Consider the following 26,216-nt stretch of genomic DNA (forward strand, 5'->3'; position numbering starts at 1 on the left):
AAACAATAAATAACGCCGATGTTTTAGTTAAACTCATCAGGAATATCGGTAAATTAATGCAATATTAATTGTAAGCCAGATTATGCCTAATCCTTTCAAAATCATCAGTATTTTAGCCTGTATCGTGTTCCTGTTAGGGGCATTGGGGTGCCATCCTGCAAGTAAACCGGCAGATAAACAAGCGTCGAAAAAAACAGCCGGAAAAAAAGTAAAAGAATATAAAGAGATCAAATATTCATACGAACAGCTTATTGCTTTTTTTGACAGTGTGGGTAAACTACCTGTTGATCCAATGGCAAACAAAGTGGCTTTCTATGCCGATTCCGTTTTTAAAACTTTTACTAAACCAGTAAACCGCCAGCTTTCGGCTGCCGATTTTGCATTGTTAAAACAAGCCATACGGGCTAAAAGAATAAACGTGCATATCGCAAAAAAAATATTCGGGGAGTTTACGGTGGATAGTAATTGCAATTCAAACGGCTTATTTGATTCGGTCAAGAGAGGATATGTTTATTTGGAGGCCTATCCTTTTATCCGTAATAAAAATAAGTTTGATGAATTTGCGGTTGGCGTGGCTGATCGCGGACATTGTCCGGGCGCTATGATCTATTATTTTAGAGGAAGTAAGATTATAGCAAAACAAGACGGTTATTCGCGATATGGAAGTGAGCCGGAATATTTTACTAACGTGGATGGCGAAAATATTGTTTACAGGCAATATGAGTTTGCTGTAGGATCAGGCGTTGGATGGTTTAATTACTTTTTTTATAAATACGATGGCGATAGATTAATCCCGGTGTTAAATGAACTTGCAACCGGGAATGTGCAGGGAAGTTGGATAGGACGGGTTATATGGCTGGATGCATCAATTAAGAAAACAAATCCACTTACCTTAAAGATGGTTTACTACAATCATTTTGTTAAGGATGATAGAACTGGTTGGGGGCCTGCGGTCATCGATGATTCAACAATGGTTAGCTATAGGTGGGATGAAAAATCAAAAACATTTATCGGGCAATACGAAAAATCTAAAATTAGTAAAGCTCAGATTTTGTCATATTATCTGGATGATAATGATCTGTTATTTATTAATGTTTTTAAGAAGCCTTTAAGGGGGGCTTTAAATAGCAAAGAAAACAGGCCGTTAATATTGAGATACCTCACTAATGTAAAAGCCTATCAGGATACCATTAGTAAATGATTTTATTCTGTTCTAAAGCTTCGACTAATTCTCAAAAGCTGTTTAAAAACCAGAGAAAATATTTTTGTAGAGACGCATAATTGCGTCTCCCGGAGGACAAGCCGATTTCAAAAGCGTCTCTACTGCCGTAAATTGCAAGCGGGAGACGCAATTATGCGTCTCCTACATTAAAAAAACTGTCGTTTTTAACGGCCTCTCAGGTGAGTAAATAAAACAAAATGCCCGCTTTTGGCGGGCATTTACATATCAAAAATGAAACTTACCTTTTTCCTGTCACTCCAAATTTCTTTTCAAACCCACTTAACTGCGCGCTGAACTTGTTGAATAATTGTGGCTGCTTGTATTGTTTGCTAAACTCAACCAGGCCGCCCAAAATCTGCATTGAATATTGCAGATCACGGTTTTCGAGGTTAGTTTCACCTTTCTGGATCAGCGCATAGCTGTAATCGAGCTGGTTATTTACATAATCATCAACCAGGTTAGCCAGTTTGTTGCCCAATTGAATATCATTTAAGCGATATGCGTTTTCAATCATGTAATATTTGCGCACTGCTATCTCTAACGAGTTAATGGTGGTTGGCATTACTTCGTCATACTTCTTAAGCACTTTACGTGCCGAATCAGGTTTGCCGGCTTTCGCCAGGTCATCGGCCAGGGTTGAGTAAAGCCTTGTGATGAGCGGGTAAAACATGGTCATTGATTCGTGGTCAAGATAGCTGGCGTTTTTCATGTTGCCCCATTTGTATTTGGTCATCATGTTTTCGTACATCTTACCTGTGTTGCTGGCTTCAAGAGGGCCAACTGCAGTATCAGGTTTTAACGGCAGCAAACGGTACGCAAAACCTTCGTTATACATGTATTTATCCAAACCAATCATGTTACTGTTAGGTACAGTAACTGAAAAATAGATAGGACGCTTCCAGTCGTTGTGCGATAAGATATCCATCATCGCCAGTACATCTTTGGTAACATAACGGCCGCTAAATGTCCAGTCCATTTCAGGAGCTATCTTGTCTTTGTCGGCTGCCGCTACGGTGCCGGTTTTAACAACCTCATCGGCATTAACGGTCAATTTGAATTTGTTGGTTGGCAAATAATTGGCAACATCGCCGTTATTGTATTCAACCATGGCTTCTTTTTTATCAGAAGTAATAAAGTCAAAAACGTCTTTTAACTCGGTGGCTCCGGGAATTTTCTGATCACTAAAATAGATCACGTCGCGTACGCCCGGTTTAAACTTGTCGTTTGTCATGCTGATCGGCAATGGCTCCGACTCATTCATCTTGTTTTTCATGCCACGGATATACCAGTCGGTACCCAGCAAGCTCAGGTTCACGATACGCACATCGGGACGCACATTTTCAACCTCCTGGATATACCAGAGCGGGTAGGTATCATTATCGCCATAAGTAAACAAAATGGCATTTGGTGCACATGAGTTAAGATAGTTATAAGCCATGTCATGCGGTGTAAGCTTGGTTGAGCGGTCATGATCATCCCATTCCTGGTTAGCCATTAGTAAAGGAGCGGCAACAAGACAAACTACTGTAGAAATGATTGCGCTCACCTTTGCATTAAGCTTTTTACTCAGCACATCTGCAATGCCAATCACGCCCAGGCCTATCCATATCGCGAAAGCATAAAAGGAGCCGGCATAAGCATAATCACGTTCGCGGGGCTGCAGCGGGTCCTGGTTTAGGTAAAGCACAATGGCTAAACCGGTGCAAACAAACAGGATGGCAACAACACCGGCTTCGCGCTGGTTACGTGCAAAGTGAAATACCGCGCCAAACAAACCTATGATAAGCGGTAAAAAGAACAGGCGGTTATAGCTTTTACTTTCGGTAACAGAATAGGGCAGAGGTTTGTTAAAATTCCATCCGCTGATCCATTCACCATCAGCTCCGGAGCCCAGACTCTGGCCATCAAGGTCATTAGAACGGCCAACAAAGTTCCACAGGAAGTAGCGGGTATACATCTGGTTAATTTGCCATTTAGCAAAAAAGTTAATGTTTGAGCCAAAGGTAGGGTGTTCGCTTTCACCAAGGCCAGTCCACTCCCGATAAAACTCCGGGTGACCGGGCTTATCGCTGAACATACGCGGGAATATGGTATTTCGGTCGTAAACCGTATTGAGTTTTTTGCCTGCAACCTCGTATTTGGTTGCGCCGCGGCGGTAAATATTGGCTCCTTCTGTTTGTGCTGTAGCTTCCGAATCAAAAAACTGGCCGTACAATAATGGGGTATCGCCATACTGGTCGCGGTTAAGGTAGCTGTTCAGGGCGAAGGCATTCTCAGGGTCGCTGTTGTTAAGATTAGGATTGGCTTTTGCACGCACCACGATCATCACAAACGAGCTGTAGCCGAACAGGATAAACAACAGGCAGATCAAAAAGCTGTTAAGTGCAAAGCGTTTTTCGCGGATTTTTACCACGTATTCCAGCAGGGCTAAAATACCTACGCTTACTATAAGGCCAACTATGCCACCACTAATACCTAATATCAGCACAAAACATGCGGCAGCTAAAATAATAGCGGGTTTAACCGGATTTATAGTGTAGTAAATACCTGCAACAATGGTGATGATCAACAACAGGAAGAATACCACCGCACCACTGCCAAAGCCCATACCCAGCGTATTAACAAAAAGCAGATCAGAAAACGCTGCACCTTTTACGGTATACTGAATAACTCCCCAAAGCACAAATGCAAGTGCTACAACGCTTGCCAAAAAGGTAAGTAATGTGCCTTTTGTAGTAACATTTTTTGCCCTGCGGAAATAGATCACCAAACCGATAGCAGGTATCACCAGCAAGTTTAATAAGTGGATCCCTATAGAAAGGCCCATGATATATGCAATAAAAACTATCCACCTGTCGGCATGTGGTTCATCTGCGTGGGCATCCCACTTTAATATTGCCCAAAATACAACAGCGGTACAAAGAGATGATTGCGCGTAAACTTCCGACTCAACGGCCGAAAACCAAAAGGTATCCGACCAGGCATAGGCTAAAGCACCTACAATGCCCGAACCGATGATCAGGATCAGGTTTGTTGAATTGAGCTGCTCCTCTGTTTTAACCAAAAGCTTTTTGGCAAGGGCCGTAATGGTCCAAAACAGGAACATGATGGTAGCGCCGCTGGCCAGTGCCGATGCCATGTTGGCCCAATAAGCCACTTTGGTATTATCACCCATAGATAACAAGGTAAATACCTTGCCTATCATGGTAAATAAAGGGGCACCGGGCTGGTGAGCTACCTGTAAACGATAGATACAGGCTATAAATTCGCCGCAATCCCAGAAGCTTGATGATGGCTCAAGGGTTAAAATGTAAGTTACTGTGGCAATAATAAAGGCTACCCAGCCAAATATATTGTTGAGTTTTTTGTAATTCATGATTGGACACTATGTGAAAAAACAGGATTAATGCAGCCGAAAATAGTAAAACTATTGGGATGTTACCATCAAAAACGGGCTTTTGAGCCCTGTTTTAATTTTATTTTGCTGTATTTGAGGTGTTAATGAAATTTTTTAAAATTCTATTTTGACTTTCAAATATTCGCGCTATATTTGCATTCCTTTTCGGGGAGTAAGACAAACCAAAGGAGATTGCCTGATAGTATAATGGTAGTACGACGGTTTTTGGTACCGTTTGTCTAGGTTCGAATCCTGGTCGGGCAACAATAAAAATTCGGATTTCGGATTTTCAATTTCGGATTTATTCTGATTGGAAAACTTGAAATCCGAATTGTGTTTTAAGGCGTTTGTGAGCGGGATGTCTTATTTTTATAAGGCAGAATAATCAATCCGAAATCGAACATCCGAAATCCAAAATCAAAGAAAATGCCCTTACAATTTAACCCGGTTAAATTATTTGCAGGATCAGGCTCACAGGAGCTTGCGCATCTTATAGCTGATGCTTATGGTCGTGAGTTAGGTGAAGTTGTGGTATCGCGCTTTAGCGATGGTGAATACCAGCCGCATTTTAACGAATCTGTAAGGGGATGTGATGTTTTCCTGATCCAGTCAACCCACCAGCCTACCGATAATTTAATGGAGTTACTCATGATGATTGATGCCGCCCGCCGTGCATCTGCCCATTATGTAAACGCTGTTATACCTTATTTTGGTTTGGCCCGTCAGGATAGGAAAGATAAACCGCGTGTTGCCATTGGTGCAAAGCTGGTAGCCAACCTGTTGGTTGCAGCAGGCATCAACCGTATCATGACCATGGATTTGCACGCAGCGCAAATTCAGGGCTTTTTTGATGTTCCGGTTGATCACCTGGATGCTTCTATTATTTTTGTGCCTTATATCAAAAGCCTTGGCTTAGGTCACCTTACTATTGCATCGCCTGATATGGGCGGTTCATACAGGGCCCGTAGCTTTGCCAAGTTCTTTAATGCCGAAGTGGTAATTTGCGACAAGCGCCGTAAACGCGCTAACGAAATTGAAGCCATGACGCTGATTGGTGATGTTACCGATCAGGACATTGTACTGATTGATGACATTTGCGATACCGCAGGTACATTGGCAAAAGCAGCCGGCTTGATCATGGAGCGTGGTGCACGCAGCGTACGCGCCGTTTGTACGCACCCGGTATTATCAGGTAAAGCTTATGAAACTATCGAAAACTCGGCTTTAACCGAATTGATAGTTACAGATACTATACCGCTTAAGCAACAAAGCCCGAAAATTAAGGTACTTTCAACTGCCGAACTTTTTGCCAAAGCGATAAGCAATGTAAATGAGCATGGCTCGATAAGCACCTTGTTTAAGGTGGAGTAGTAGGTAGTTCATGGTTGATGGTTCATAGATCATAGTGAACATTTATCATGGAAAATAAAAAGAATAAAGTAATTGGGAAATTAGGCCATGAACAATGATCTATGAACCATGAACTAAAAAAAGGCTTTGTGGAAAGTAGAACAATGATCTATGAACCATGAACTAAATAAATAAAATAAATAAAAATGAAATCAATTGCTATTAGCGGTTCTCCAAGAGAGAACGTAGGGAAAAGAGACGCGAAAGAGCTGCGTTACAATGGCCAGGTGCCTGCAGTGCTTTACGGTGGTGCTACCCAGACCCACTTCTATGTGTCCGCAGCTGATTTGAGAGCCGTTGTTTATACTCCGGTTGTTCATTTCATCGATCTTGAAATTGCCGGTGTTAAATCACAAGCTATCATCCAGGACATTCAGTTCCACCCACTAACTGAAAAAATCACTCACGTTGACTTTTTATTGTTAGACGAGAAAAAACCTATCGCTATCGAGATCCCAGTTAAATTAACCGGTACTTCTCCAGGTGTTAAAGTAGGTGGTAAACTGGTTCAAAAATTAAGGAAACTGCGTATCAAAGCGCTTCCTAAAGATCATCTTGATGCTATTGAAGTAAGCATCGAGTCTTTAGAAGTTGGTAAATCAGTAAAAGTATCTGATATTAAATTAGATAACTTAACTATCACCAACGCTAAAGAAGATACCATTGTTTCTGTAACTACCTCACGTGCTTTACGTCAGGCTGAGCAGGAAGCAGCTCAAGGTAAAAAATAAGCCCCTAACCCCCTGAAGGGGGAACAAGAGGTGAAATTAAAAACAGCGGTAGAGTATCTCTATCGCTGTTTTTGTTTGGGCAATAAATAATATCTTCGCATAAAAATTTAAGCAAATCAAAAAATTCTCTGTCGGCTGACGGAGGTTAGGGGGCATGAAATATTTAATTGTAGGTTTAGGAAATATTGGTCCGGAGTATGCCGATACAAGGCATAATATCGGTTTTATGGTGTTGGACGAACTGGCTAAGCAGGAGGGAACAAGGTTTCAAAACTCGCGCCTGGCCTACTTTACCGAAGTATCGCACAAAGGCCGTACGCTTTGCCTTATAAAACCTACCACCTACATGAACCTGAGTGGGAAAGCCCTCAGCTACTGGATGAAAGACCTGAAAATTCCGATTGAAAATGTTTTGGTTATTGTAGATGATCTTGCATTGCCATTAGGTACCCTGCGTTTAAAACCCAAAGGCAGTGCTGCCGGGCATAATGGCCTCAAAAATATTGAAGCTGTGCTTGGTAACACCAACTATGCCCGCCTGCGTTTTGGTATTGGCGATAATTACCCCAAAGGCCGCCAGGTTGATTTTGTACTGAGTGCTTTTGATAAAGACGAACTGCCCGAACTCCCGGCATTGATTGATCGTTCGATAGAAATGGTGAAGAGCTTTGCCACTATTGGTACTGAACTTACCATGACCCGCTATAATAAGTAACAACACCGTTACAAACTAATATTTTAGTTAAAATTCCGTTCAAATCATGATTCGCGTTGTAACGCGGATGACGTTCTTACGTCTTGTAAACCTAAATAACCTTATGAAACAAATCCTACTAACGGTACTTTGCTGTTGCTTTTCCACCATCATATTTGCACAAACAAAAACTGCTGCTACGGTTGCAACGGCAGTTCCTAATATCACCGTAAAAGGAATTATCATTGATTCGGCTAACAACAAGCCTATGGGGTATGTTACCGTAGCCCTGCAGGATGCTGCTTCCAAGGCCCCTGTAAAAAGTACCCTTGCCAAAGATGACGGCAGTTTTGAATTAAAAGCCCCCGAAGGTAAAACTTACCAGTTGGTAGCTGTTTTCATTGGCTACGCTACTAAAACCATCCCGGTAAAACTTACAGGCAATACATTTAATGCGGGTAGAATCCTGCTTTCGGCATCAAGTAAGCAATTGAAGGAAGTTACCGTGACTGCGATAAGGCCTGTAATGAAACAGGAGGTTGATCGCCTGAGTTATGACGTGCAGGCCGATCCCGAAAGTAAATCAATTACAGCACTGGATATGATCCGCAAGGTGCCGTTGTTATCTGTAGATGGTAGTGACAATATCAAATTGAGGGGTAACGATAATTATAAGATCCTGATCAACGGCAAGGAATCGGCCATGATGGCCAAGAACCCATCGGATGTGCTTAAATCGATGCCTGCCGCTAATATCGAAAAGATAGAAGTGATCACCACGCCGCCCGCAAAATATGACGCTGAAGGCCTGGCGGGGATCATCAATATCATCACAAAAAAGAATGCCGACCAGGGCTATAACGTAAACATCAACACCGGCTACAACAATGTTTTTGGCGAACGTGCTAATGTGAACATAACAGTTAAGCAAGGGAAATTTGGTTTTAGTGGCTATGCCGGATACAACCATAGGCCTGTGCAAACCTCGTCTTTTGAAAATATCAGCAACTTTTATCACCCGGTATCATCACTTAGCCAAACCGGAACAAGAGGTAACGGGGCCAATAACGTTTATGGTAGTGGCGAGTTAAGCTACGAAATTGATAGCCTGAACCTGGTTACAGGTATGTTTGATTTTTACAATGGTAAGGGTAAACAGCAAAATAACCAGGTTACCAGTATTAAAGATAGTGTTGATGCCGTTACCCAGTTTTATCGTTTGTTCAATGCCGGTAACAGCACTTTTCATGGCTCTGATTTAGGGCTGAACTACCAGATAGGCTTCAGGAAGCATAAAGATCAATTGCTTACCGTATCCTACAAATACAACAATAATAATAATGGCCAAAATAATGGCGCAACAGTAGCCGCCGATTCAATAGGTAAGGCGCCTACCGATTATAAGCAATACAACAAATCGGGTTCAAAGCAGCATACGTTCCAGCTTGATTATATTCAGCCCCGGAAAATATTGACTCTTGAGGCCGGCGGTAAAATTATTTTAAGGGATAACTACAGCGATTTTTATACCGACCTGAAGCAACCCGATGGAAGCTATAAAACTGATGATAGCCAAACCAATGATTTTACCTATGATCAGGATGTTTATAGCTTGTATAATTCGTACTCGGTAAAACTCAGCAAATGGTCGTTTAAAGGTGGCTTACGTTTAGAGCACACAAAAGTAAACGCCGACTTTTCAACCACTAACAGTACCGTTCACCAGGATTATAATAACCTTGTGCCATCGGTATCTATTCAGCGCTCGTTAAAGAGCAGCAGCCTTACATTGGGCTTTACTCAACGCATCCAGCGCCCTGGCATCTACCAGTTAAACCCCTATACCGACAGGACAAATCCGCAATACATTAATATGGGAAACCCCAATCTGAAAGCTGCCGTTACCAATAACTTTGAGCTGGGGTACAGCAATTTTGCTAAAGGCTCCATCAACTTAAGTACTAATTACTCATTCGCCAATAATACTGTGCAGAACCTGGCGCGGGTTGATTCGGCCGGAGTAACTACCAACACCTATGATAACGTAGGCTCCAACAAAAACTGGGGTTTTGATGCAAATATCAATTATCCTATTACTTCAAAACTAAACGTAAACATCAATGCCGAATTATTATTTGTTTGGCTTAAGGGCTACTATAACGGCTCGCTTTATAAAAACAGTGGTAACCAGGGACATATTTTTACTTATACCAGTTATAAGTTTGACGGCGGTTATCGTGCCGGCGTCAACATAGGTTATGACAGTCGTTATGTATTGCTGCAGGGAAAGGATAATTACTACTTCTTCAGCTCCATCAGCGGTACCAAAACCATGTTTAAGGAAAAGGCCACTTTATCAGTTAACGTTAACAATCCTTTCAAAAAATTTAACAAACTCGACTTCTACACCAAAACACCCGACTTTGATACTTATACAGCCAACAACAACTTTTATCGCACCATTAACGTGAGCCTGAGCTACAAATTTGGCAGGCTTAACAGTAGCATAAAGAAAAATCAACGTGGTATTAATAATGATGACACCAGCAGCGGAAGCCGCAATTAATAACCTGAGTAACTAATCCGTTACCCGGCGCTGGCAAACGTTAAAAAGTGTTAAACGCATACTTTTTGCTGTCACACCCGGGTATCTTAAACGTCTTATGACCAAAATCGCAATTATGAAACAATTTTTACTAACAGTGATCTGCTGTTTTGTCACGGGGATGGCTATGGCCCAGGCCGCAGCGCCGGTTCCTGTTCAAAATATAACTGTTAAGGGCACCGTGATCGACTCTGCAACCAACAAGCCATTGGGGTATGGTACTGTCGCACTGCAGGATGCCGTTACCAAAAAACCGGTAAAAAGCACCCTCGCCAAAGATGATGGCAGCTTTGAGCTGAAAGCACCCGAAGGAAAAATCTATCAATTGGTGGTGGCTTCTGTTGGATACGCAACCAAAGTACTCCCAGTAAAAATGACTGGTAAAACGTTTGATGCCGGGCGCATCCTGGTGGCAGCATCAAGCAAACAATTGAACGAAGTAACCATTACTGCTGTAAAACCGGTGATGAAACAGGAGGTTGACCGCCTCAGTTACGATGTTACCGCCGACCCTGAAAGCAAAGCTGTTTCTGCATTGGATATGATGCGCAAGGTGCCGCTTTTGGCTGTAGATGGTGATGATAACATCAAGTTAAAAGGCAGTGGCAAATACAAGATCCTGATCAACGGAAAAGAATCGGCGTTGATGGCCAAAAACCCGTCGGATGTACTGAAGGCAATGCCTGCTACCAATATTGAAAAAATTGAGGTGATCACTACGCCGCCTGCAAAATACGATGCTGAAGGTTTGGCCGGTATAATTAACATTATCACTAAGAAGAACGCCGATCAGGGCTATAACGGCAGTGTTAATATGCGCTATAATACTGTTTGGGGCCCGGGCTATAACCTGAACATGACCGCCAAGCAGGGTAAGTTTGGAGTCTCGGGTTATGCGGGTTTTGGTAATCAAAAGCGAAATACCAATACATCAACCACCAAACAAACCTTTTTTGATCCTGAGTCAAACATTCTGCAAACAGGCAATAACTCATTTGGCGGCAAGTATCGTTATGCCAATGCGGAGCTGAGCTATGAGATTGATACACTGAACCTGCTTACCGGTTCATTTGAGTTTTTCCATGGCGAATTTGACCAGGACGGCTCACAACGATCGGCCCAGACGAATGCTGCCGGGGACCTGACCCAGGGTTATAACCTGTTGAGCAATGGTTACAACCACGATCAGGGATTGGACGCATCTATCAATTATCAGTTAGGTTTTAAAGGTCATAAAGATGAATTGCTGACCTTATCTTATAAATACAGCTATGGGCCGAGCAAAAATTTTACCGACAACCAGTTTTCGGACAGGGTTAATTATTACAATGCCCTTCAGCCCGATTTCAGGCAGTATAATAATGCAGGTAACCGCGAGCATACCTTTCAGTTAGATTATGCTTATCCATTAAAAAAGATCAGTATTGAGGCGGGCGGTAAAGTAATTCTTCGTAACAATTTCAGCGATTACAGGCGCGAAGATAAAGATTCAACCAGCTCGGTATATAACGTAAATACGGGTCAAACCGGTGCATTTGATTACCACCAGGATGTGTACAGTGCTTATAACTCGTACCAACTAAAGTTTGATAAATGGACAGGCAAGGCGGGTTTGCGTTTAGAGCATACACAGGTAAATGCGGTGTTTACGGGTACGCCGCTTGATAAAAATTATAACAATTTTATTCCTTCGATATCTATCCAGCGTTCACTGAAAAGCAGCAGCATTAGTTTGGGCTTTACCCAGCGTATCCAAAGGCCGGGCATTTACCAGTTAAACCCTTTTATTGATAAATCGAACCCTAAATTCATCAGTACCGGTAACCCCGATCTGAAACCGGAGCTGAACAATACTTTTGAGCTGAACTACAGTAATTTCTCAAAAGGATCAATTAATGTCGGCTTGAGCTATGCGTTCTCCAACAACGCTATCCAGAATGTGACCAGTTTGATTCAAAACAACATGGGCGATCATATTGATACGGTTACCTTTACTACTTATCAAAATTTGGGCAGTAACCGTTCTCTTGGCTTAAACCTTAATACCAATTACTCAATCACTAAAAAGTTTACGGTTAATATCAATGGGCAAATTTCGCACATCTGGTTAAAGGGAACTTATAATGGTCAGTTTTATAAAAACGACGGTTACACCGGCAATGCTTTTGCCAATATCGGTTACAAGTTTGATGGGGGCTACCGTTTAGGGCTTGATGCAGGTTTCTTTAGTGGTGATGTTACATTACAGGGTAAATCGAGCAACTTTATTTTTAACTCCTATGTGCTCTCTAAAGAGTTCCTGAATAAAAAGCTAACCATTTCGGCAGTAGCCAACAATCCATATAGCCAATATCGCACTTTCAGATCAACCACGCATACTGTTGATTTTGACCAGGAATCGTTGTATCACAACCGCTACAGGAATTTTGCTGTGAGGTTAAACTTTAAGTTTGGCAAGCTGAACGGCGATATTAAAAAGAACCAGCGCGGCATTAATAACGATGATACCAAAGGCGGCGGCAAAAGTAATGGTGGCGGCAACGGTTAATTGTTAAAGTATTTTTATGAAGAGAGGCGCGTAATTGCGCCTCTTTGTGTTTTGTATCGAGCTATTGTAAAAAGAGACGGATTGGAGGCAATCACACCTCTTTAAGAAATTTCGAAATCCGTAAATTTACCACATGAAAGTTTACGGAATAACCAATTGCAATACAGTAAAAAAAGCCCTCGACTGGCTTAAAGAAAATAAAGTAGCTTATGATTTTCAGGATTTCAAAAAACTGGGAGTAAGCACCGAAAAGCTACAGGAATGGGATACCAAAGCAGGCTACGAAAAATTCATGAACAAACAAGGCCTCACCTGGAAGCAGCTTGATCCGGCAGTTAAAGAAAGCATCAAAACCAACACCGATGCACTGCAATTATTACAGCAAAAAACCAGCATGATCAAACGTCCGGTTATTGAGGATAATGGTTTCCTTTTCTTCGGCTTTGATGAAAAGGTTTATGCCGATCATTTTTTGGGGAGGTAGGGATAGCAGGACTAACGAAGCCGAAAGGCTTCGTTAGTTTTAGTTACTTCAAACTCATCCGGGTTTCGTCTCTCGCCGTTGTTGGTGTTGTCACCAACAACTCTACGCCATCCAATTAATAATCTCGGTTAACCCATCCAATCGTTGTCACCAACAACTAATACATATTAATCCTCATCCAAATCCACCTGATATATAGACTTTAAGCATGCATTTAATTATTTAATAAATCGGTAACAATCGTTTTACCAATCTTTTGCATCTGCCTAATTTGTAGTATACTTGTTCCTTTACGCAATTTATTTGACTGAACATGAAACTAAAACTGACGGCAGGTTGCAGCCTTGCCTTAATGTTGGCCGCAAGCGTAAGTTACGCCCAGCAGCCAGCACCTACCACCACTACCACTCCCGCCGGATCTGTTTATGATTATCACGAAACTTTTGGTCCTGGGTTTTACACTAAAAACGGCACCGAATTTCGCGCGGCAAGCGGCGAACCAGGATATAAATACTGGCAAAATCGCGCCGACTATCAATTGGCTGCCAAACTGAACGATCAAACCAATGAAATTACCGGGTCGGAAGTTTTAACGTATACCAATAACAGTCCGCAAACATTGGGCTTTATGTGGATGCAGTTGGATCAGAACTTATTTAAGCTTGATTCAAGAGGTACAGCCATTGTTCCGCCTGCGGGCAGCCGTAACTGGGGCAGGGGCGAAGCATTTGACGCCGGTTATAAAATTAAATCGGTAAAGGTTGCCGGCCTGAAAGGCGAATATGTTGATGTTAAATTCCTGATTACCGATACCAGGATGCAGGTTTTCCTTCCGAAGGAAATTGCGGCTAATGGCGGTCAGGCTAAACTGAAAATTGAATATTCATTTGTGTCGCCAAATTATGGATCAGACCGCATGGGGTATTTGCAAACTAAAAACGGTAAAGTTTATACCATTGCACAATGGTATCCACGCGTATGTGTGTACGATGATGTAATGGGCTGGAACACGCTCCCATACAGCGGTCCGGGAGAGTTTTACCTGGAATATGGTGATTTTGACCTGAGCATCACCGCTCCGGCAAACCATATCGTAGTAGCATCCGGTGAATTATTGAACCCGCAGGAAGTATATACCCCTGAGCAATTGAAACGTTGGGCTGCTGCCGAAAAAAGCGAAAGCACTGTCATCATCCGCTCGGCTGATGAGGTTACCGATCCAAAATCGCGCCCGGCTGGTAAAGCACAGTTGACCTGGCATTTTAAGATCAAGAATGCCCGCGATGCTTCATGGGCTTCATCAGCAGCATTCATTGTTGATGCTGCCAAAATGGATTTGCCAAGCGGTAAAAAATCAACTGCAATATCTGCCTACCCGGTTGAAAGTGATGGCAATGATGCATGGGGCCGCTCAACCGAGTACGTTAAAAAATCAATTGAGTATAACTCATCAAAATGGTTCGAATACCCTTATCCTGCCGCTACTGCCGTTGCCGGTATTGTGGGAGGTATGGAATATCCTGGTATCGTATTTTGCGGAGCTAAAGCAAAAAAGGCAAGCCTTTGGGGTGTAAACGACCACGAGTTTGGTCACACCTGGTTCCCGATGATAGTTGGTTCAAACGAGCGTATGTACGGTTGGATGGATGAAGGGTTCAACACGTTCATCAACACGCTGTCTACAGCTAACTTTAACAATGGCGAATACAAAAACACCCGCGTTCAGGACATGCACGCTACCGGCGCTTTCTTTACCAGGCCCGATCTTGAGCCTATCATGAGCCAGCCGGCCAACCTGAAAGAAAGAAATACAGGTACTTTGCTTTACTCTAAACCAAGTGCCGGTTTAGTATTACTGCGTGAGCAGATCTTAGGCCCTGAGCGTTTTGATTTCGCATTTAAAACATATATTAACCGCTGGGCATTTAAACACCCAACTCCCGATGACTTTTTCCGTACCATCGAAAATGCAGCCGGCGAAAACCTGCAATGGTTTTGGAGAGGCTGGTTCCTGAACGACTGGCGTTTGGACGTTGCTGTAAGCGATGTAAAATATGTTGATAACGATCCAACCAAAGGTTCATTGATCACTTTGGATAACCTGGGTAAAATGGCGATGCCGGTTATCCTGGAGATCAAAACCAAAAGCGGTAAAGTTGAACGAATGAAACTCCCTGTTGATATTTGGGAGCGTTACGCTTCATGGACATTCAAATATCCGTCGACAGAAGAAATTGAATCAGTTACTTATGATCCGGACAAAGTATTGCCTGATTACAACCAAGACAATAACGTTTGGAAGAAATAAGCGGCCCTCTAAATCTCCCCTAAAGGGGAGACTTTTAAAAGCGACAAGAGAAAAACTTGTCGCTTTTTTGTTTTTCTCAGACTTAAGTGTAGCCGCCCATCGCCGTTGTTGGTGTTGTCACCAACAACTCTTTTGATCCCAGATGTATTTATAGCGCCGGAAACTTAACTTCAAAAGCGGTGTGTAAAGCTGTTGGTGACAACACCAACAGCGGCAGAGAAACGGTGGTGAGTGTTAGCTCATCGCCGTTTTTAGTTTTGTTGCTGTTGATGGAAAATGAAAGTCGATTGCAAAAAACCATGTCATTGCTGAGGCACGAAGCAATCGCACGGAGGCAGGGCCGCTCTGTATAGCATGCGATTGCCTCGTCGCCCCCAGAGCTCATTCCCATTTCGCTCCTCGCAATGACATGTTTACTATTTGTGGAAGAGGATTAGAAAATCCTCTTCTCGCTGCTGTTGGTGACAACACCAACGGAGTTAAAGCCCTCTCCTTTGGAGAAGGTTGGGGCGAGGTCTTTGTAACAATGAAGTTCAACTGACAAACAATTAGATACGACTTCGTTATTTTACATGATCAAACGCAAACTATCATGAAAAACAAAGTGTGGTTAATAACCGGTTGCTCAACCGGCTTCGGCAGGGAGCTGGCAAAGCTTGTTTTGCAATTGGGCTATAAAGCCGGTGTTGCAGCGCGCAATACAGGTGATGTAAAAGACATTGTTGAAGGTTACCCCGAAACGGCTGTTGCACTTAAACTTGATGTAACAAAGCCTGAAGAAATCAAAGCTGCGGTTGAAACTATTACACAAAAGTTTGGCACTATTGATGTATTGGTGAACAACGCAGGTATTGGCTATTTCGGTGCTATTGAAGAGAGCGAGGAGGATGAAGTACGCCGCATGTTCGAGATCAACTTCTTTGGCCTTGCCAATATGACCAAGGCTGTTTTGCCAATTATGCGTAAGCAGAAAAGCGGGCATGTAGTTAACATAGCATCTATCGGCGGACTGGTTGCTTTTCCGGCAGTTGGTTTTTACAATGCAACAAAATTTGCTGTGGATGGCTATTCTGAAGCGTTATCTAAAGAAACCAAACATCTTGGTATTAAAGTTACGGTTATTGCACCAAGTGGTTTCCGTACCGATTGGGCAGGCCGTTCGGCTAATAACAGTAAGATTGTTATCGACGATTATAAAGAAACTGCAGGCACCAACAAAAACAACATCCGCGGCTACAGCGGCAAACAGCCCGGCGACCCGGAACGTGCTGCCAAAGCTATTGTTGACGCAGTTGAAGCCGAAAACCCACCGTTACGTTTGTTATTAGGCAAAGCCGCATTGAGAGGCGCCCGCAACAAACTACAGGAACTACAGAAGGATTTTGACACATGGGAAGCGACTACCGTAGGTGCTGATTTTCCGGAAGGGGAATGACATTGAATTTGCAGGTTTAAGCGTCTGCGCTTGAACCCATACATTGGTAAGCGTCCACGCTTAATTTATTAAGTTAATAACCGGGAGCGTGGACGCTCCATTTAAAAAAGGTTCAAGCGTCAGACGCTTAAACCTGCATGATTTACTTTCTAAAATTTGTCATTTCGATTGAACTGGGGCGGAATGTGCATGAGGGCGAAAGAGAAATCTTATACGCCAGGCACGGGCGCTATGCGAATCCGCTTTGTATGTTGTACAAGATTTCTCCCTACGGTCGAAATGACATTTTTTTCGATTGTACATTAGAAAGGATCTCTATTTAAAAGCCCCGCAGTTTTTTCGTAAATTGCATTTACAATAAACTGAAACCTATGGGACAGATTGTAATTGTTGCCTATAAACCAAAACCAGGCAAGGAGGAAGTACTAAAACAATTGATGAAAACGCATTTACCCCGTCTGAAACAAGAAGGGCTGGTAACCGATCGTGAATCCATCATCATGGAAGCTGCCGATGGCACCATCATTGAAGTTTTTGAATGGTTGAATGCCGAAGCTATCGCAAATGCCCATCATAATAAAGCAGTGCAGCAAATGTGGGGCGAATATGCTGAAGTATGCGATTATGTGCCGTTGAATACATTAAAGGAGGCTGGTGATATGTTTGCCGGTTTCAAGCCTGTTGATTAAGATGGTACTAATTTATCCACCTATCTGCAACCGCTCATTCTTTAATTTTTTCTGCACATCCTGCTTATAATTACGGCCAATAGGCAACTCATGCCCGGCGACATCCATACTGTAGGCATAGAAAGAATCTATTTTGTTGAGCGCTACTATAAACGACCGGTGAATACGTACAAAACGGCTCTCGGGCAACATCTCTTCCAACAGGCTGATCTTTTGCCTGGTGATATGGACCTGGTTATTAACAGCCACTACCTTCACGTAATCGCGCAGGCTTTCTATCCATAAAATATCATTGATGTTAACCTTGATGGTTTTGCGGTCTACCTTCAAATAAATGAAGGTATGCGTATCGCTAACAGGTTCTTCCTGGGTAATTATAGGTTTACCTTTATGCTCGTTAAGCTGATAGATCTTGTCGACCGCCCGCAAAAAGCGTTCAAAAGAGATCGGTTTTAACAGGTAATCAACTGCATTAAGCTCAAAGCCATCAAGAGCGTATTCACTGTAGGCAGTAGTGAAGATAACTTTAGGCGGGTTTTTGAGGCTTTTCAGCAGATCGGTACCTTTTATTCCCGGCATCTGGATGTCAAGAAACATCAGGTCGATAGGTTTTTGTTGCAACAATCTGAAAGCCTGGATGCCATCGGTACAGGTTGCGGTAACCTCCATCTCGCTGAAACGCTCAAGGTAATTTTTCAGTACCTCAATGGCGTGCGGCTCATCGTCAACTATAAGCGTGCGGATTTTCATGCGGTTACCATTTGTGGGGTTGCGGTTTGCTTTACAGTTTTCAGGTCGAGATCAAGTACAACAAAAAAAGTATCTTCTTCGTTCACGATCTTCAGGCGTGAGCTGTGAGGGTAAAGCAGGTTAAGCCTTTTAGTCACGTTTTTTAACCCGATATGCCCTGGCGTGTCGCTACTATCGATAACTTGCTCGGGCTTGCTGTTGGCTACTTTTAGTTTAAAATGATTGAGTGTAAGGCTGATATCAATATTGATCCAGGCAGCGCCTACCTGTTCGCTGGTGCCATGTTTAAAAGCGTTTTCAATAAAAGGTAAAATCAGGAGCGGTGCTATGGTTTTTTCTTTCAAATTACCTGTGATGTTAAAGTTGATATCGATGCGCTCTTCATAGCGGAGTTTTTCCAGCTTTACATACTGCTGCATCATAAACACCTCTTTTTCCAAAGGCACTTCGTTATCTGAGCATTCATAAAGCATATAACGCAACAGATCCGACAAGCCGATAATGGCTTGAGGTGATTTTGGCGAGTTGTTTAAGCTCAAAGAATAAAGGTTATTAAGTGTGTTAAATAAAAAATGCGGATGTACCTGGGCTTTCAGCGCATTGAGCTCGGCCTCAAGAGCTGCCTGCTTACGTTCATACCACATTTTAAAAAGCTTTATGGCCAAAACAAAACCCGTGAACAGGTTGGTTCCTTTAAACGAGTTTACAAGGCTTTGTCCATCCAGCAATTGCTCAAGAAAAGGGCGGTGGGTAGAGGCTATATAGCCTGCATCGGTTACGCGCATTACCCTGATCAGGTAGGGCGCAACAAAAGTAATCCCGATGGCGCGGCTGATAAACATGCACGCAAAAACAAGCGGTATCAGCATCAGGAAAAACATTATATATCGTTTTTCAAAAACGTATTTGGGTACCAACCAATAGGCAATAGCATAGTAATAAGCAATTTGTATGGGCATGTACAAAAGGTTATTGCGAAAGGAGACCCAAAAATTGGTTTGCAATGAATAAAGCGTGGTGATAAAAAATGACACTATTACCCAAAATATCACATGCTGCCAAAAGCGCGGCAGTTTGATATTATTAAGTATCATATCAAAACCATTATTCATATAGCTAATTTACTGCAAAACAGTTTAATTGAGCGGTTTTTTAAATGAATTGCGACAAACTGCAGTCAATTGATGACGAACTGCATGAAAGGGACGAGCTTCAGTACATTTTGTGTGATAAATGTGCATTCGTCGCATAAAAATACAGTTTATCATACCTGGCCGGTAATGCGCCTACGTTGTTTTTGCCGGATTTTATAATGCCTTAAGTTTAGTTTATAATTTAAAAATAAGGCCATGAAAAAGTTAATTATCACAATTTGCATCCTGGCATTTGCAGCAGCTGCAGTGCAGGCCCAGAATAAAACAACAGATGTACACGGATTTTGGGTAGTTGAACACAACGTTAATTTACCCCGCGTGCAAACCGTTAAATTTTATAACGATAGCAATAAGCTTATTTACGAAGAAACAGTTTACAGCAAACTCAATATCCAAAAGAAAAAGACCCGTCTGGCCCTTGACCAGATACTGGACAGGCTGAATGAGCGTACAGCTTATATCGAAAATAAGAACCTCGTAATGCTGAGCCTTAATTTAAGGAATTAAGATTTTTTTAAATATACGTTTAAGAAACCGGTTGCCAACGCGAGGTATGGTGCCGGTTTATTTTTTGTAGGAAATTCTTTTTCTGTCCCCGTCAGCAGGTAAGCTTCGGGCGAAAGTGGGCAGAACAATGGTGGCCTTTGTGTGGAGGAAAGGGCATAGCAAGTTTTTGCAGAAGCGAGAGGAAAGTGCGAGCGCAGAAGGGCAAAATAATTGCAGCCCGTGGTTCTGCCCGGTTTGCAGGGCAAAGGCACTGAGCGCAAAGAAGCCTCCCTGCTGACTTGATTTTTGGGTTACTTTTGTGTCAAGACAAAAGTAACAGCCCTCCCGCGGCAATTGAGCGGGCCGATGATGTTATGTACAACTAAATCCTATTGCTACCCTTAATTGGAAGTTTGGTAACTAATTTTTTAATACTCCAGATACTTCTCCACCCTTACCGCCACAAAATCCCCTTCAACATATTTCCCGGTCTCTTCACTTAAAACCCGGAGAATAATACCGCCATGCTCAAGGATCAGATCCTCATAAAAACCTTTAAACAATACCTGCTTAACAACCCAGTTTTTTACCGCGGCTATCAGCTTTATTTTGATCTGCTCTGGGTAAATAACAGCATATTCCTTTGAGATTTCAATACCGCAAAGGTGGGCTTCATGAGCAGTAAGTACATTGCAGTTGCTCAAAAGCTGTGCGGTATAAAGAAATTTAGGGTGTTTGTATAATGATTTAGGTGTCCCGTGCTCTACTATTTCGCCTTTATTAAGTACGATGAGCTCATCGGCCATGGAAAGTACTTCGGCAGGGTCGTGGGATACCATAATCACGGTTAATCCCGTTTTTTTAACTATTTGCCTGATATCGTGCTGTAAGCCTTCCCTGAAGGATGTGTCTACTTGGTTAAAAGGCTCATCGAGTAGGAGCACCTCGGGATGAGTAACGATGGCTCGGGCAATGGCTACCCGCTGTTTTTCCCCTCCGCTCAGGTCGGCCACCCGCTTATCGGCCATGGCAAACATGTTGAGCTGTTTAAGCACCCTTTCGGTTTTCTCCTGTTTGGCTTTGAGGTCGGTGGCGGGGAGCATAGCTGCTACGTTATCCCAGACTTTGGCAAAAAGGTTAAGATCGTCAGTATGCTGTGTCACCATTTTCATGGCATCATGACCGGGGATCAGCTTTTCTTCGGGACCCCAAATGCGTTCGCCTTTAAAGTAAACAGTACCTTCATCGGGCGAAAGCAGCCCATATAGCAATCTTAGTAAAGTACTTTTACCGCTACCGCTTTCGCCGATAATGGCCGTGATTTTACTGGGCTCAATAATCAGTCCGGTTTTTTTTACGCCGGCCTGCTGCTTTCCCGGATATATTTTACTTACGGCAACTGCCTGCAAAAAAGGAATCTCTGACATCAGGGGCAAAGATAAACCGTTGATGCTTATGATTACGTTGATTGCGTTGATTTTTTACCGTTGATTCCTTTCTTGATTCCGCTGATTTCGTTGACGTTTTTATCGTGCGGGTTTTGATTGCTCAAAATCATCGTAGCTTAAATCTATTTAATCACTACAAATGAGGACAGAATCAGCGAAATCAACGCAATCAAATAAATCAACGGTCAGAAGCCAAAAGTCAACCCGAACGAGAAGTTTCTCAAGCCTTTTTGATCCGGGCTGTTCTCAAACATATCGTTGAAGTAATACTTGGCATAAAGGCCCATGATGCCGTAACCCATGCGTACAAACACGCCTTTACGCAGTTTGGCAAAATGATAATCGTCGTTAAATTTCTGTTTGCCGTTTTCCTCACTGATCTGTTTTACGCGGCCATTAAGCAAGATGCCAATCTCCGGACCTGCAACTAACCTGAAATAGTTCCCCCGGTCATCTTCATGGCTGCGGTAATAAAACGATAGCGGGATACGCAGGTAAGTTGATGAAAAACGGTTTTTGCTGAAATGGATGCTATCCTGAACGTAGGTTAATACCGGCGCATTACGCTGAATGGTGATATCATTACGCAGGCGGATGTGTGTCCAGTCGAAACCGCCGGATACATAGATTTTGAAAGCGCTGTTAAAGCGATAGCCAAATTGCAGCACATCAAAACCAAAATTGCTTGTTTTCCACTGGCGGTAGCTTAAAAATTTGTTTTTGTCGGATAAAGTAAAGCTGCCGTTGTCAATCAGCGTAGCAAAACCAAGGTCGATCCTTGAAAAGGTTACCCCAAATGAAAAGCCAGGTGCTTTATGTGCGTGATAGGTGGTATCGGGCTCATCATTATTAATATTAACCTGCGTTACATCATCCCCAAAGCCAAGTTTTACTTTAACATGCTTTTTATGTGTGGTAGTATCAGATGTGTTTTGTGCAGAATCGGCAGGTGTGCTTTGAGCAAAAGCAAAGCTCGCGGCAAGGCATATTGTGATGGTAAAAATAAGGCGTTTCATATGTTGTGGTATATATCTATCGTTCGCTAAAATATTATTTGTCTTTCTCTTTTTTTACTTTAATAAAGCCCAGGTTTAAACCTGTAATGGTGGCATCATCTTCATCGGTATTGCTAAATTCAATCACTTTATCTTTACGTTTATCAACAGCAGCTATCACCACGTTAAAAACATCGCCAAGGCTGCGAATACGGTGTTTTTTTACAGGTTTGGCCGCAACAGCAGCAGCTTGCGACGGTACCCTGGCTATCAATACCGGCTGTGTACTGTCGTTATTGATAATGGCCAACTTTGGGCTGATCCTGGTTGCTGTATCCGGGACTGCGGCTTTAACAACAGGATAATCCACTGCAGGGGTATTTGCCAGTAAGGGCTCGTCTGTATGGGCAGTTACAGGTGATTGGACAGGGCTTACAGGCTGTGGTACAGATGGCGTCAAATTGCTTTTTGTTTTGATCTTATTAATGTGCGCTAACTGACTAACAGGTGCTATAACCGGATTTGCAGGTACTTTGTTTTGGGCCGGGGCTGGAGGTGCCACATGCTCAACGGTAACTGCAACAGGTTGTTTTACCGGTTGATGGCTTTTAACTATTGCTGTTGAACGGTCATGATGTTTAACCGGTTGTTTAGGGATAAACAGGATGCCTGCGGTGATCAGCAATATAACGCCTGCTGCTGCGCTTAGCAAAGGAAATATTATTCCTTTACGCCTGCCGGCGTTTAATTCAGCGTTGATGCCTTGCCATACATGGGCCGACGGTTGTATCTCCAGGTCATCAAGCTTTTGTTGAAACAGCCTGTCCAGTTCTTTATCCTGCATATCCATATTTATTGCCCTCCATTTTAGCAATTTGTTCTTTCAGTATTGTACGGGCCCTTGATAGCTGCGATTTAGAGGCACCCTCGGTAATGCCCACAATCTCTGCTATCTCTTTGTGCGAGTAACCTTCAAGCGCATAAAGGTTAAACACTATCCGGTAACCCGGCGCCAGTTGTTGTATTATGCCCATCAGCACCTTTGCATCCAGGTTGGCCGCAGCCAGGGGATTAACGGACGGCTCGTGCCCGGCCTCTTCAATATCAATTACCTGCATCATTTTATGATGTTTACGATAATACTCAATTGAACTGTGAACCATAATGCGCCTAACCCAGCCTTCGAATGATCCCTCGCCCCGGTAATCATTCATTTTTTGGAAAACCCTTATAAAGCCATTCTGCAACATATCTTCGGCCTCCATGCGGTCGGTAGCGTAGCGCATACATACCCCCAGCATTTTTGAGGCAAACTGTTTATAAAGCAGTTCCTGTGCCTTCCGCTCGCCTGCCCGGCAGCGGTCTATCAATTGGTGAATGGTATATTTAGGTTCCAAAAACATCATTTATAAGTAAGATGGTATAGTGATGTAAATGGTTGCATGGTGGTGTAAATATTTTGATGAATAGTTTAAGCGATAGGAAAGAGGGAATATAGTGAATGTAAGAATAGATACTTTATTTAATGTTTTTTGTGTATATTTATTGAAATTCATGTGTATGAGAACCAATGTTGATATTAACGATGAGCTGATAGCTAAAGCTCAAAAGCTGGGTAATATAAAAACAAAGAAAGCAGTAATTGAAGAAGCTTTGAAGTTATATGTTACGATTGAAAATCAAAAGAAGCTTGCCGAATTATGGGGGAAGGTTGAACTCGATGATAAGGCTTTTGAATAATGGATATTATTTTGGTAGATACGTCTGTATGGATCAATTTTTTTAAAGGAATTGAAACAGATTCAAGTAAATTTTTAAGAAATAATTTGGCAAATATCGTAGTGGCAACCTGTCCTACAATAATGCAAGAGATGTTGCAAGGTGTAGTTTCAGAAACCGAAGCAAAGAAAATTAAATCTTATTTTGATAGTATGACCAAATTAAAAGGAGATCCTTATGTAGCCGCTACTGAAGCCACAAGCCTATATCGTGATTTACGAAAAAGAGGTATTACTGTGCGTAAACCAAATGATTGTCTCATTGCTGTTTACGCTATAAAGAATAAAGTAACCCTGTTAAATGACGATAGGGATTTTTATTTCATTGCAGCACATTCACCTTTAAAAGTGATGAACTTCACCTAAGATTACTTCTTCTCCCGGTATCTTTTATAAATCTTCACGGCGATCATTAAAATTCCCCCCAGAGAAACTATCCCGATTACGCCAAATACCCAGCTCAAAGCATCTTTTTTTACAGCGAGGAAAACAATGGCGAAAAGAAAAATAGTGGCCAGCTCATTCCAGAGGCGTAGCTGACTGGAAGTCCATTTGAAAACACCATTGCGCATTTGCTTGATCTTGGATTCGCAAATGTGATGATAACCCACCAGGCCAAATACAAAAGCTAATTTGATATGCAGCCAGGGCATTTTTAACCACGCGGGATATAAATACAGCATGGTACAACCTGCAAGGACGGTAAGCAACATGGATGGTTTGGCTATCACGTTCCACAGCCTGCTTTCCATAATTTCAAATTGTTTGGAAAGTATGGTACGTTCCGGCTCGGGTTTGTCCTGCGCCTCGGTATGATAGATAAATAAGCGCACAATATAAAACAGCCCCGCCATCCAGCAGACTACAAAAATGATGTGTATAGCGAGAACGTATTGGTACATTAGCCCCCCGACCCCCTAAAAGGGGAGTTTTAAATCGTTTATATTATTTGTTACTCCTCCATTACTCCCCCTTTAGGGGGCTGGGGGGAATTCTTTTATCACTTCCACCGCGTACTTAACATTATCAAACGGGATATCGGGCATAATGCCATGACCCAGGTTAAAGATGAAGCCATTTTCGCCCTTCATACGGTCGAACAGGCGGTAGATACGTTCTTTAATTACTTTTTTATCAGCATAAAGGATGTGCGGATCAAGGTTACCCTGTACTGCTATGCCTGCCGGTAAGCGTTTTTTAATATCTAACAGATCAACATTCCAATCGATAGAAATTACATCCGGTTTAGCCTCGGCCATTAACGGCGCAAAAACCGAGCTGCCTTTACAGAAAGAGATCACCGGGATATCTTTACGGTTCAGCTTGCTAATGATCTCGGCAATATAACGGTGACTAAATTCTTTATAATCATCCCACGCCAAAGCCTGTGCCCAGCTATCGAAGATCTGTACAGCGTTTACACCGGCAGCAATCTGCATGTTCAGATAATCTGCAGTAACGTTGGCAATTTTTGATAACAGCTGATGGGCCATTTCGGGCTCATTGTGCAGCATCAGTTTGGTACGCTTAAAATCTTTTGATGATCCGCCTTCAACCAGGTAGCTCATTACTGTAAACGGCGCACCGGCAAAACCGATAAGCGGAATACGACCGGCAAGGCGCTGTTGAATTACTTTGATGGCATCGCCAACGTATTGCAGTTTATCCAATACATCAGTTTGTAATGCATCAATATCGGCCTGTGTACGTACAGGGTTTGCAAACAGCGGACCAACGCCTGCGTTAAAGCTCAGGTCGCCGCCCATGGCTTCACCTGTTACCAGGATATCTGAAAATAAAATTGCGCCGTCGATGCCTAACAGGTCGACAGGCAGCATGGTAACATCGGCAGCAATCTCCGGTGTTTTACACATTTCAAGGAACGAGTATTTGTTTTTAATGTCCCAATACTCTTTCATAAAGCGGCCCGCCTGCCTCATCATCCAAACCGGTGGGCGTTCTGTTTGCTCCGAAAATGCCGCTTTTATTAATAACGAATCTCTCATACTTTAGTTAGATGCAAGAAGTTAGGTAGAAGCAAGAAGTCAAGAATCAAGAGACAAGAAAAGAAATTTCATCTAT

The 26,216-nt window shown here is 42.6% G+C and carries 22 protein-coding genes and 1 tRNA gene; 14 read left to right on the forward strand and 9 right to left on the reverse strand.

The window, feature by feature from the left end:
- Window positions 1-82 precede the first annotated feature (82 nt).
- Window positions 83-1,201, forward strand: a complete 1,119-nt coding sequence (locus ACEN9X_RS15890; RefSeq protein WP_413666073.1) for a hypothetical protein — start codon at window positions 83-85, stop codon at window positions 1,199-1,201.
- 259 nt (window positions 1,202-1,460) lie between these two features.
- On the opposite strand, the gene ACEN9X_RS15895 is transcribed toward ACEN9X_RS15890, so the two are convergent.
- On the reverse strand, window positions 1,461-4,598 hold the full coding sequence (locus ACEN9X_RS15895; RefSeq protein WP_413666074.1) for a protein O-mannosyl-transferase family: 3,138 nt from the start codon (window positions 4,596-4,598) through the stop codon (window positions 1,461-1,463).
- Between the two features lie 214 nt (window positions 4,599-4,812).
- Here ACEN9X_RS15895 and ACEN9X_RS15900 point away from each other — a divergent pair.
- The 10 genes from ACEN9X_RS15900 to ACEN9X_RS15945 all read left to right on the forward strand — a co-directional run bounded on the left by ACEN9X_RS15900 (window position 4,813) and on the right by ACEN9X_RS15945 (window position 17,523).
- Window positions 4,813-4,883: transfer RNA gene (locus ACEN9X_RS15900), tRNA-Gln, on the forward strand.
- Window positions 4,884-5,045: 162 nt separating this feature from the next.
- Window positions 5,046-5,990 (forward strand): ribose-phosphate pyrophosphokinase, encoded by a 945-nt coding sequence (locus ACEN9X_RS15905; RefSeq protein ID WP_413666075.1) that lies wholly within the window; start codon window positions 5,046-5,048, stop codon window positions 5,988-5,990.
- A 185-nt stretch (window positions 5,991-6,175) separates the two neighbouring features.
- Window positions 6,176-6,760, forward strand: a complete 585-nt coding sequence (locus ACEN9X_RS15910) for a 50S ribosomal protein L25/general stress protein Ctc (protein ID WP_091212752.1) — start codon at window positions 6,176-6,178, stop codon at window positions 6,758-6,760.
- Window positions 6,761-6,914: 154 nt separating this feature from the next.
- Window positions 6,915-7,475, forward strand: a complete 561-nt coding sequence (gene pth, locus ACEN9X_RS15915) for an aminoacyl-tRNA hydrolase (RefSeq protein WP_413666076.1) — start codon at window positions 6,915-6,917, stop codon at window positions 7,473-7,475.
- A gap of 103 nt (window positions 7,476-7,578) precedes the next feature.
- A complete protein-coding gene (locus ACEN9X_RS15920) occupies window positions 7,579-10,020 on the forward strand; it encodes a TonB-dependent receptor domain-containing protein (RefSeq protein WP_413666077.1) in 2,442 nt (813 codons plus the stop codon).
- A 115-nt stretch (window positions 10,021-10,135) separates the two neighbouring features.
- Window positions 10,136-12,607, forward strand: coding sequence for a TonB-dependent receptor domain-containing protein (locus tag ACEN9X_RS15925; protein ID WP_413666078.1), 2,472 nt, complete (start codon window positions 10,136-10,138; stop codon window positions 12,605-12,607).
- Window positions 12,608-12,740: 133 nt separating this feature from the next.
- Window positions 12,741-13,091, forward strand: a complete 351-nt coding sequence (locus tag ACEN9X_RS15930; protein ID WP_413666079.1) for a Spx/MgsR family RNA polymerase-binding regulatory protein — start codon at window positions 12,741-12,743, stop codon at window positions 13,089-13,091.
- Window positions 13,092-13,404: 313 nt separating this feature from the next.
- Window positions 13,405-15,399, forward strand: a complete 1,995-nt coding sequence (locus ACEN9X_RS15935) for a M1 family metallopeptidase (RefSeq protein ID WP_413666080.1) — start codon at window positions 13,405-13,407, stop codon at window positions 15,397-15,399.
- A 592-nt stretch (window positions 15,400-15,991) separates the two neighbouring features.
- Window positions 15,992-16,834, forward strand: coding sequence for an oxidoreductase (locus tag ACEN9X_RS15940; protein WP_413666081.1), 843 nt, complete (start codon window positions 15,992-15,994; stop codon window positions 16,832-16,834).
- Window positions 16,835-17,205: 371 nt separating this feature from the next.
- The gene (locus ACEN9X_RS15945) at window positions 17,206-17,523 is read left to right on the forward strand and encodes a hypothetical protein (protein WP_413666082.1); all 318 of its coding nucleotides are present in this window, start codon (window positions 17,206-17,208) and stop codon (window positions 17,521-17,523) included.
- Between the two features lie 12 nt (window positions 17,524-17,535).
- Here the strand turns inward: ACEN9X_RS15945 and ACEN9X_RS15950 are convergent, their stop codons facing one another.
- Together ACEN9X_RS15950 and ACEN9X_RS15955 are read right to left on the reverse strand one after the other, a co-directional pair.
- Window positions 17,536-18,273: a LytR/AlgR family response regulator transcription factor gene (locus ACEN9X_RS15950; RefSeq protein WP_413666083.1), complete on the reverse strand. Its 738-nt coding sequence runs from the start codon at window positions 18,271-18,273 to the stop codon at window positions 17,536-17,538.
- Window positions 18,270-19,232, reverse strand: a complete 963-nt coding sequence (locus ACEN9X_RS15955; protein ID WP_413666084.1) for a sensor histidine kinase — start codon at window positions 19,230-19,232, stop codon at window positions 18,270-18,272. Before ACEN9X_RS15955 ends, ACEN9X_RS15950 begins: the two co-directional genes overlap by 4 nt.
- 390 nt (window positions 19,233-19,622) lie before the next feature.
- Between ACEN9X_RS15955 and ACEN9X_RS15960 the strand changes: the two genes are divergently transcribed.
- Window positions 19,623-19,934 carry a hypothetical protein gene (locus tag ACEN9X_RS15960; RefSeq protein ID WP_413666085.1) on the forward strand — a complete coding sequence of 104 codons (312 nt, stop codon included), beginning with the start codon at window positions 19,623-19,625 and terminating at the stop codon, window positions 19,932-19,934.
- Window positions 19,935-20,341: 407 nt separating this feature from the next.
- Here the strand turns inward: ACEN9X_RS15960 and ACEN9X_RS15965 are convergent, their stop codons facing one another.
- From ACEN9X_RS15965 to ACEN9X_RS15980, 4 genes are all read right to left on the reverse strand, one after another.
- Window positions 20,342-21,340, reverse strand: a complete 999-nt coding sequence (locus ACEN9X_RS15965) for an ABC transporter ATP-binding protein (protein WP_413666086.1) — start codon at window positions 21,338-21,340, stop codon at window positions 20,342-20,344.
- A 206-nt stretch (window positions 21,341-21,546) separates the two neighbouring features.
- A complete protein-coding gene (locus ACEN9X_RS15970) occupies window positions 21,547-22,377 on the reverse strand; it encodes an outer membrane beta-barrel protein (RefSeq protein WP_413666087.1) in 831 nt (276 codons plus the stop codon).
- A 34-nt stretch (window positions 22,378-22,411) separates the two neighbouring features.
- A complete protein-coding gene (locus ACEN9X_RS15975) occupies window positions 22,412-23,206 on the reverse strand; it encodes a hypothetical protein (RefSeq protein ID WP_413666088.1) in 795 nt (264 codons plus the stop codon).
- Window positions 23,190-23,759, reverse strand: a complete 570-nt coding sequence (locus ACEN9X_RS15980) for an RNA polymerase sigma factor (protein ID WP_413671142.1) — start codon at window positions 23,757-23,759, stop codon at window positions 23,190-23,192. Before ACEN9X_RS15980 ends, ACEN9X_RS15975 begins: the two co-directional genes overlap by 17 nt.
- 157 nt (window positions 23,760-23,916) lie before the next feature.
- Between ACEN9X_RS15980 and ACEN9X_RS15985 the strand changes: the two genes are divergently transcribed.
- Both ACEN9X_RS15985 and ACEN9X_RS15990 read left to right on the forward strand, forming a co-directional pair.
- Window positions 23,917-24,096: a type II toxin-antitoxin system VapB family antitoxin gene (locus ACEN9X_RS15985; RefSeq protein WP_091166939.1), complete on the forward strand. Its 180-nt coding sequence runs from the start codon at window positions 23,917-23,919 to the stop codon at window positions 24,094-24,096.
- Window positions 24,096-24,500: a PIN domain nuclease gene (locus ACEN9X_RS15990; protein ID WP_413666089.1), complete on the forward strand. Its 405-nt coding sequence runs from the start codon at window positions 24,096-24,098 to the stop codon at window positions 24,498-24,500. The genes ACEN9X_RS15985 and ACEN9X_RS15990 overlap by 1 nt, the downstream gene beginning before the upstream one ends.
- 2 nt (window positions 24,501-24,502) lie before the next feature.
- On the opposite strand, the gene ACEN9X_RS15995 is transcribed toward ACEN9X_RS15990, so the two are convergent.
- Entirely contained in the window at window positions 24,503-25,036 is a 534-nt protein-coding gene (locus ACEN9X_RS15995) for a CopD family protein (RefSeq protein ID WP_413666090.1), read from the reverse strand.
- A 72-nt stretch (window positions 25,037-25,108) separates the two neighbouring features.
- On the reverse strand, window positions 25,109-26,140 hold the full coding sequence (gene hemE, locus ACEN9X_RS16000) for a uroporphyrinogen decarboxylase (protein WP_413666091.1): 1,032 nt from the start codon (window positions 26,138-26,140) through the stop codon (window positions 25,109-25,111).
- Between the last annotated feature and the right edge of the window lie 76 nt (window positions 26,141-26,216).

It is taken from the genome of Mucilaginibacter sp. Mucisp86 (assembly GCF_047324315.1).
Classification (GTDB): domain Bacteria; phylum Bacteroidota; class Bacteroidia; order Sphingobacteriales; family Sphingobacteriaceae; genus Mucilaginibacter.

Bases quoted from the DNA above. Each gene is read 5' to 3' on its own strand.
- ACEN9X_RS15890 (WP_413666073.1), top strand. From the start codon at position 83: ATGCCTAATCCTTTCAAAATCATCAGTATTTTAGCCTGTATCGTGTTC.
- ACEN9X_RS15895 (WP_413666074.1), bottom strand. From the start codon at position 4,598: ATGAATTACAAAAAACTCAACAATATATTTGGCTGGGTAGCCTTTATT.
- ACEN9X_RS15905 (WP_413666075.1), top strand. From the start codon at position 5,046: ATGCCCTTACAATTTAACCCGGTTAAATTATTTGCAGGATCAGGCTCA.
- ACEN9X_RS15910 (WP_091212752.1), top strand. From the start codon at position 6,176: ATGAAATCAATTGCTATTAGCGGTTCTCCAAGAGAGAACGTAGGGAAA.
- pth (WP_413666076.1), top strand. From the start codon at position 6,915: ATGAAATATTTAATTGTAGGTTTAGGAAATATTGGTCCGGAGTATGCC.
- ACEN9X_RS15920 (WP_413666077.1), top strand. From the start codon at position 7,579: ATGAAACAAATCCTACTAACGGTACTTTGCTGTTGCTTTTCCACCATC.
- ACEN9X_RS15925 (WP_413666078.1), top strand. From the start codon at position 10,136: ATGAAACAATTTTTACTAACAGTGATCTGCTGTTTTGTCACGGGGATG.
- ACEN9X_RS15930 (WP_413666079.1), top strand. From the start codon at position 12,741: ATGAAAGTTTACGGAATAACCAATTGCAATACAGTAAAAAAAGCCCTC.
- ACEN9X_RS15935 (WP_413666080.1), top strand. From the start codon at position 13,405: ATGAAACTAAAACTGACGGCAGGTTGCAGCCTTGCCTTAATGTTGGCC.
- ACEN9X_RS15940 (WP_413666081.1), top strand. From the start codon at position 15,992: ATGAAAAACAAAGTGTGGTTAATAACCGGTTGCTCAACCGGCTTCGGC.
- ACEN9X_RS15945 (WP_413666082.1), top strand. From the start codon at position 17,206: ATGGGACAGATTGTAATTGTTGCCTATAAACCAAAACCAGGCAAGGAG.
- ACEN9X_RS15950 (WP_413666083.1), bottom strand. From the start codon at position 18,273: ATGAAAATCCGCACGCTTATAGTTGACGATGAGCCGCACGCCATTGAG.
- ACEN9X_RS15955 (WP_413666084.1), bottom strand. From the start codon at position 19,232: ATGCCCATACAAATTGCTTATTACTATGCTATTGCCTATTGGTTGGTA.
- ACEN9X_RS15960 (WP_413666085.1), top strand. From the start codon at position 19,623: ATGAAAAAGTTAATTATCACAATTTGCATCCTGGCATTTGCAGCAGCT.
- ACEN9X_RS15965 (WP_413666086.1), bottom strand. From the start codon at position 21,340: ATGTCAGAGATTCCTTTTTTGCAGGCAGTTGCCGTAAGTAAAATATAT.
- ACEN9X_RS15970 (WP_413666087.1), bottom strand. From the start codon at position 22,377: ATGAAACGCCTTATTTTTACCATCACAATATGCCTTGCCGCGAGCTTT.
- ACEN9X_RS15975 (WP_413666088.1), bottom strand. From the start codon at position 23,206: ATGGATATGCAGGATAAAGAACTGGACAGGCTGTTTCAACAAAAGCTT.
- ACEN9X_RS15980 (WP_413671142.1), bottom strand. From the start codon at position 23,759: ATGTTTTTGGAACCTAAATATACCATTCACCAATTGATAGACCGCTGC.
- ACEN9X_RS15985 (WP_091166939.1), top strand. From the start codon at position 23,917: ATGAGAACCAATGTTGATATTAACGATGAGCTGATAGCTAAAGCTCAA.
- ACEN9X_RS15990 (WP_413666089.1), top strand. From the start codon at position 24,096: ATGGATATTATTTTGGTAGATACGTCTGTATGGATCAATTTTTTTAAA.
- ACEN9X_RS15995 (WP_413666090.1), bottom strand. From the start codon at position 25,036: ATGTACCAATACGTTCTCGCTATACACATCATTTTTGTAGTCTGCTGG.
- hemE (WP_413666091.1), bottom strand. From the start codon at position 26,140: ATGAGAGATTCGTTATTAATAAAAGCGGCATTTTCGGAGCAAACAGAA.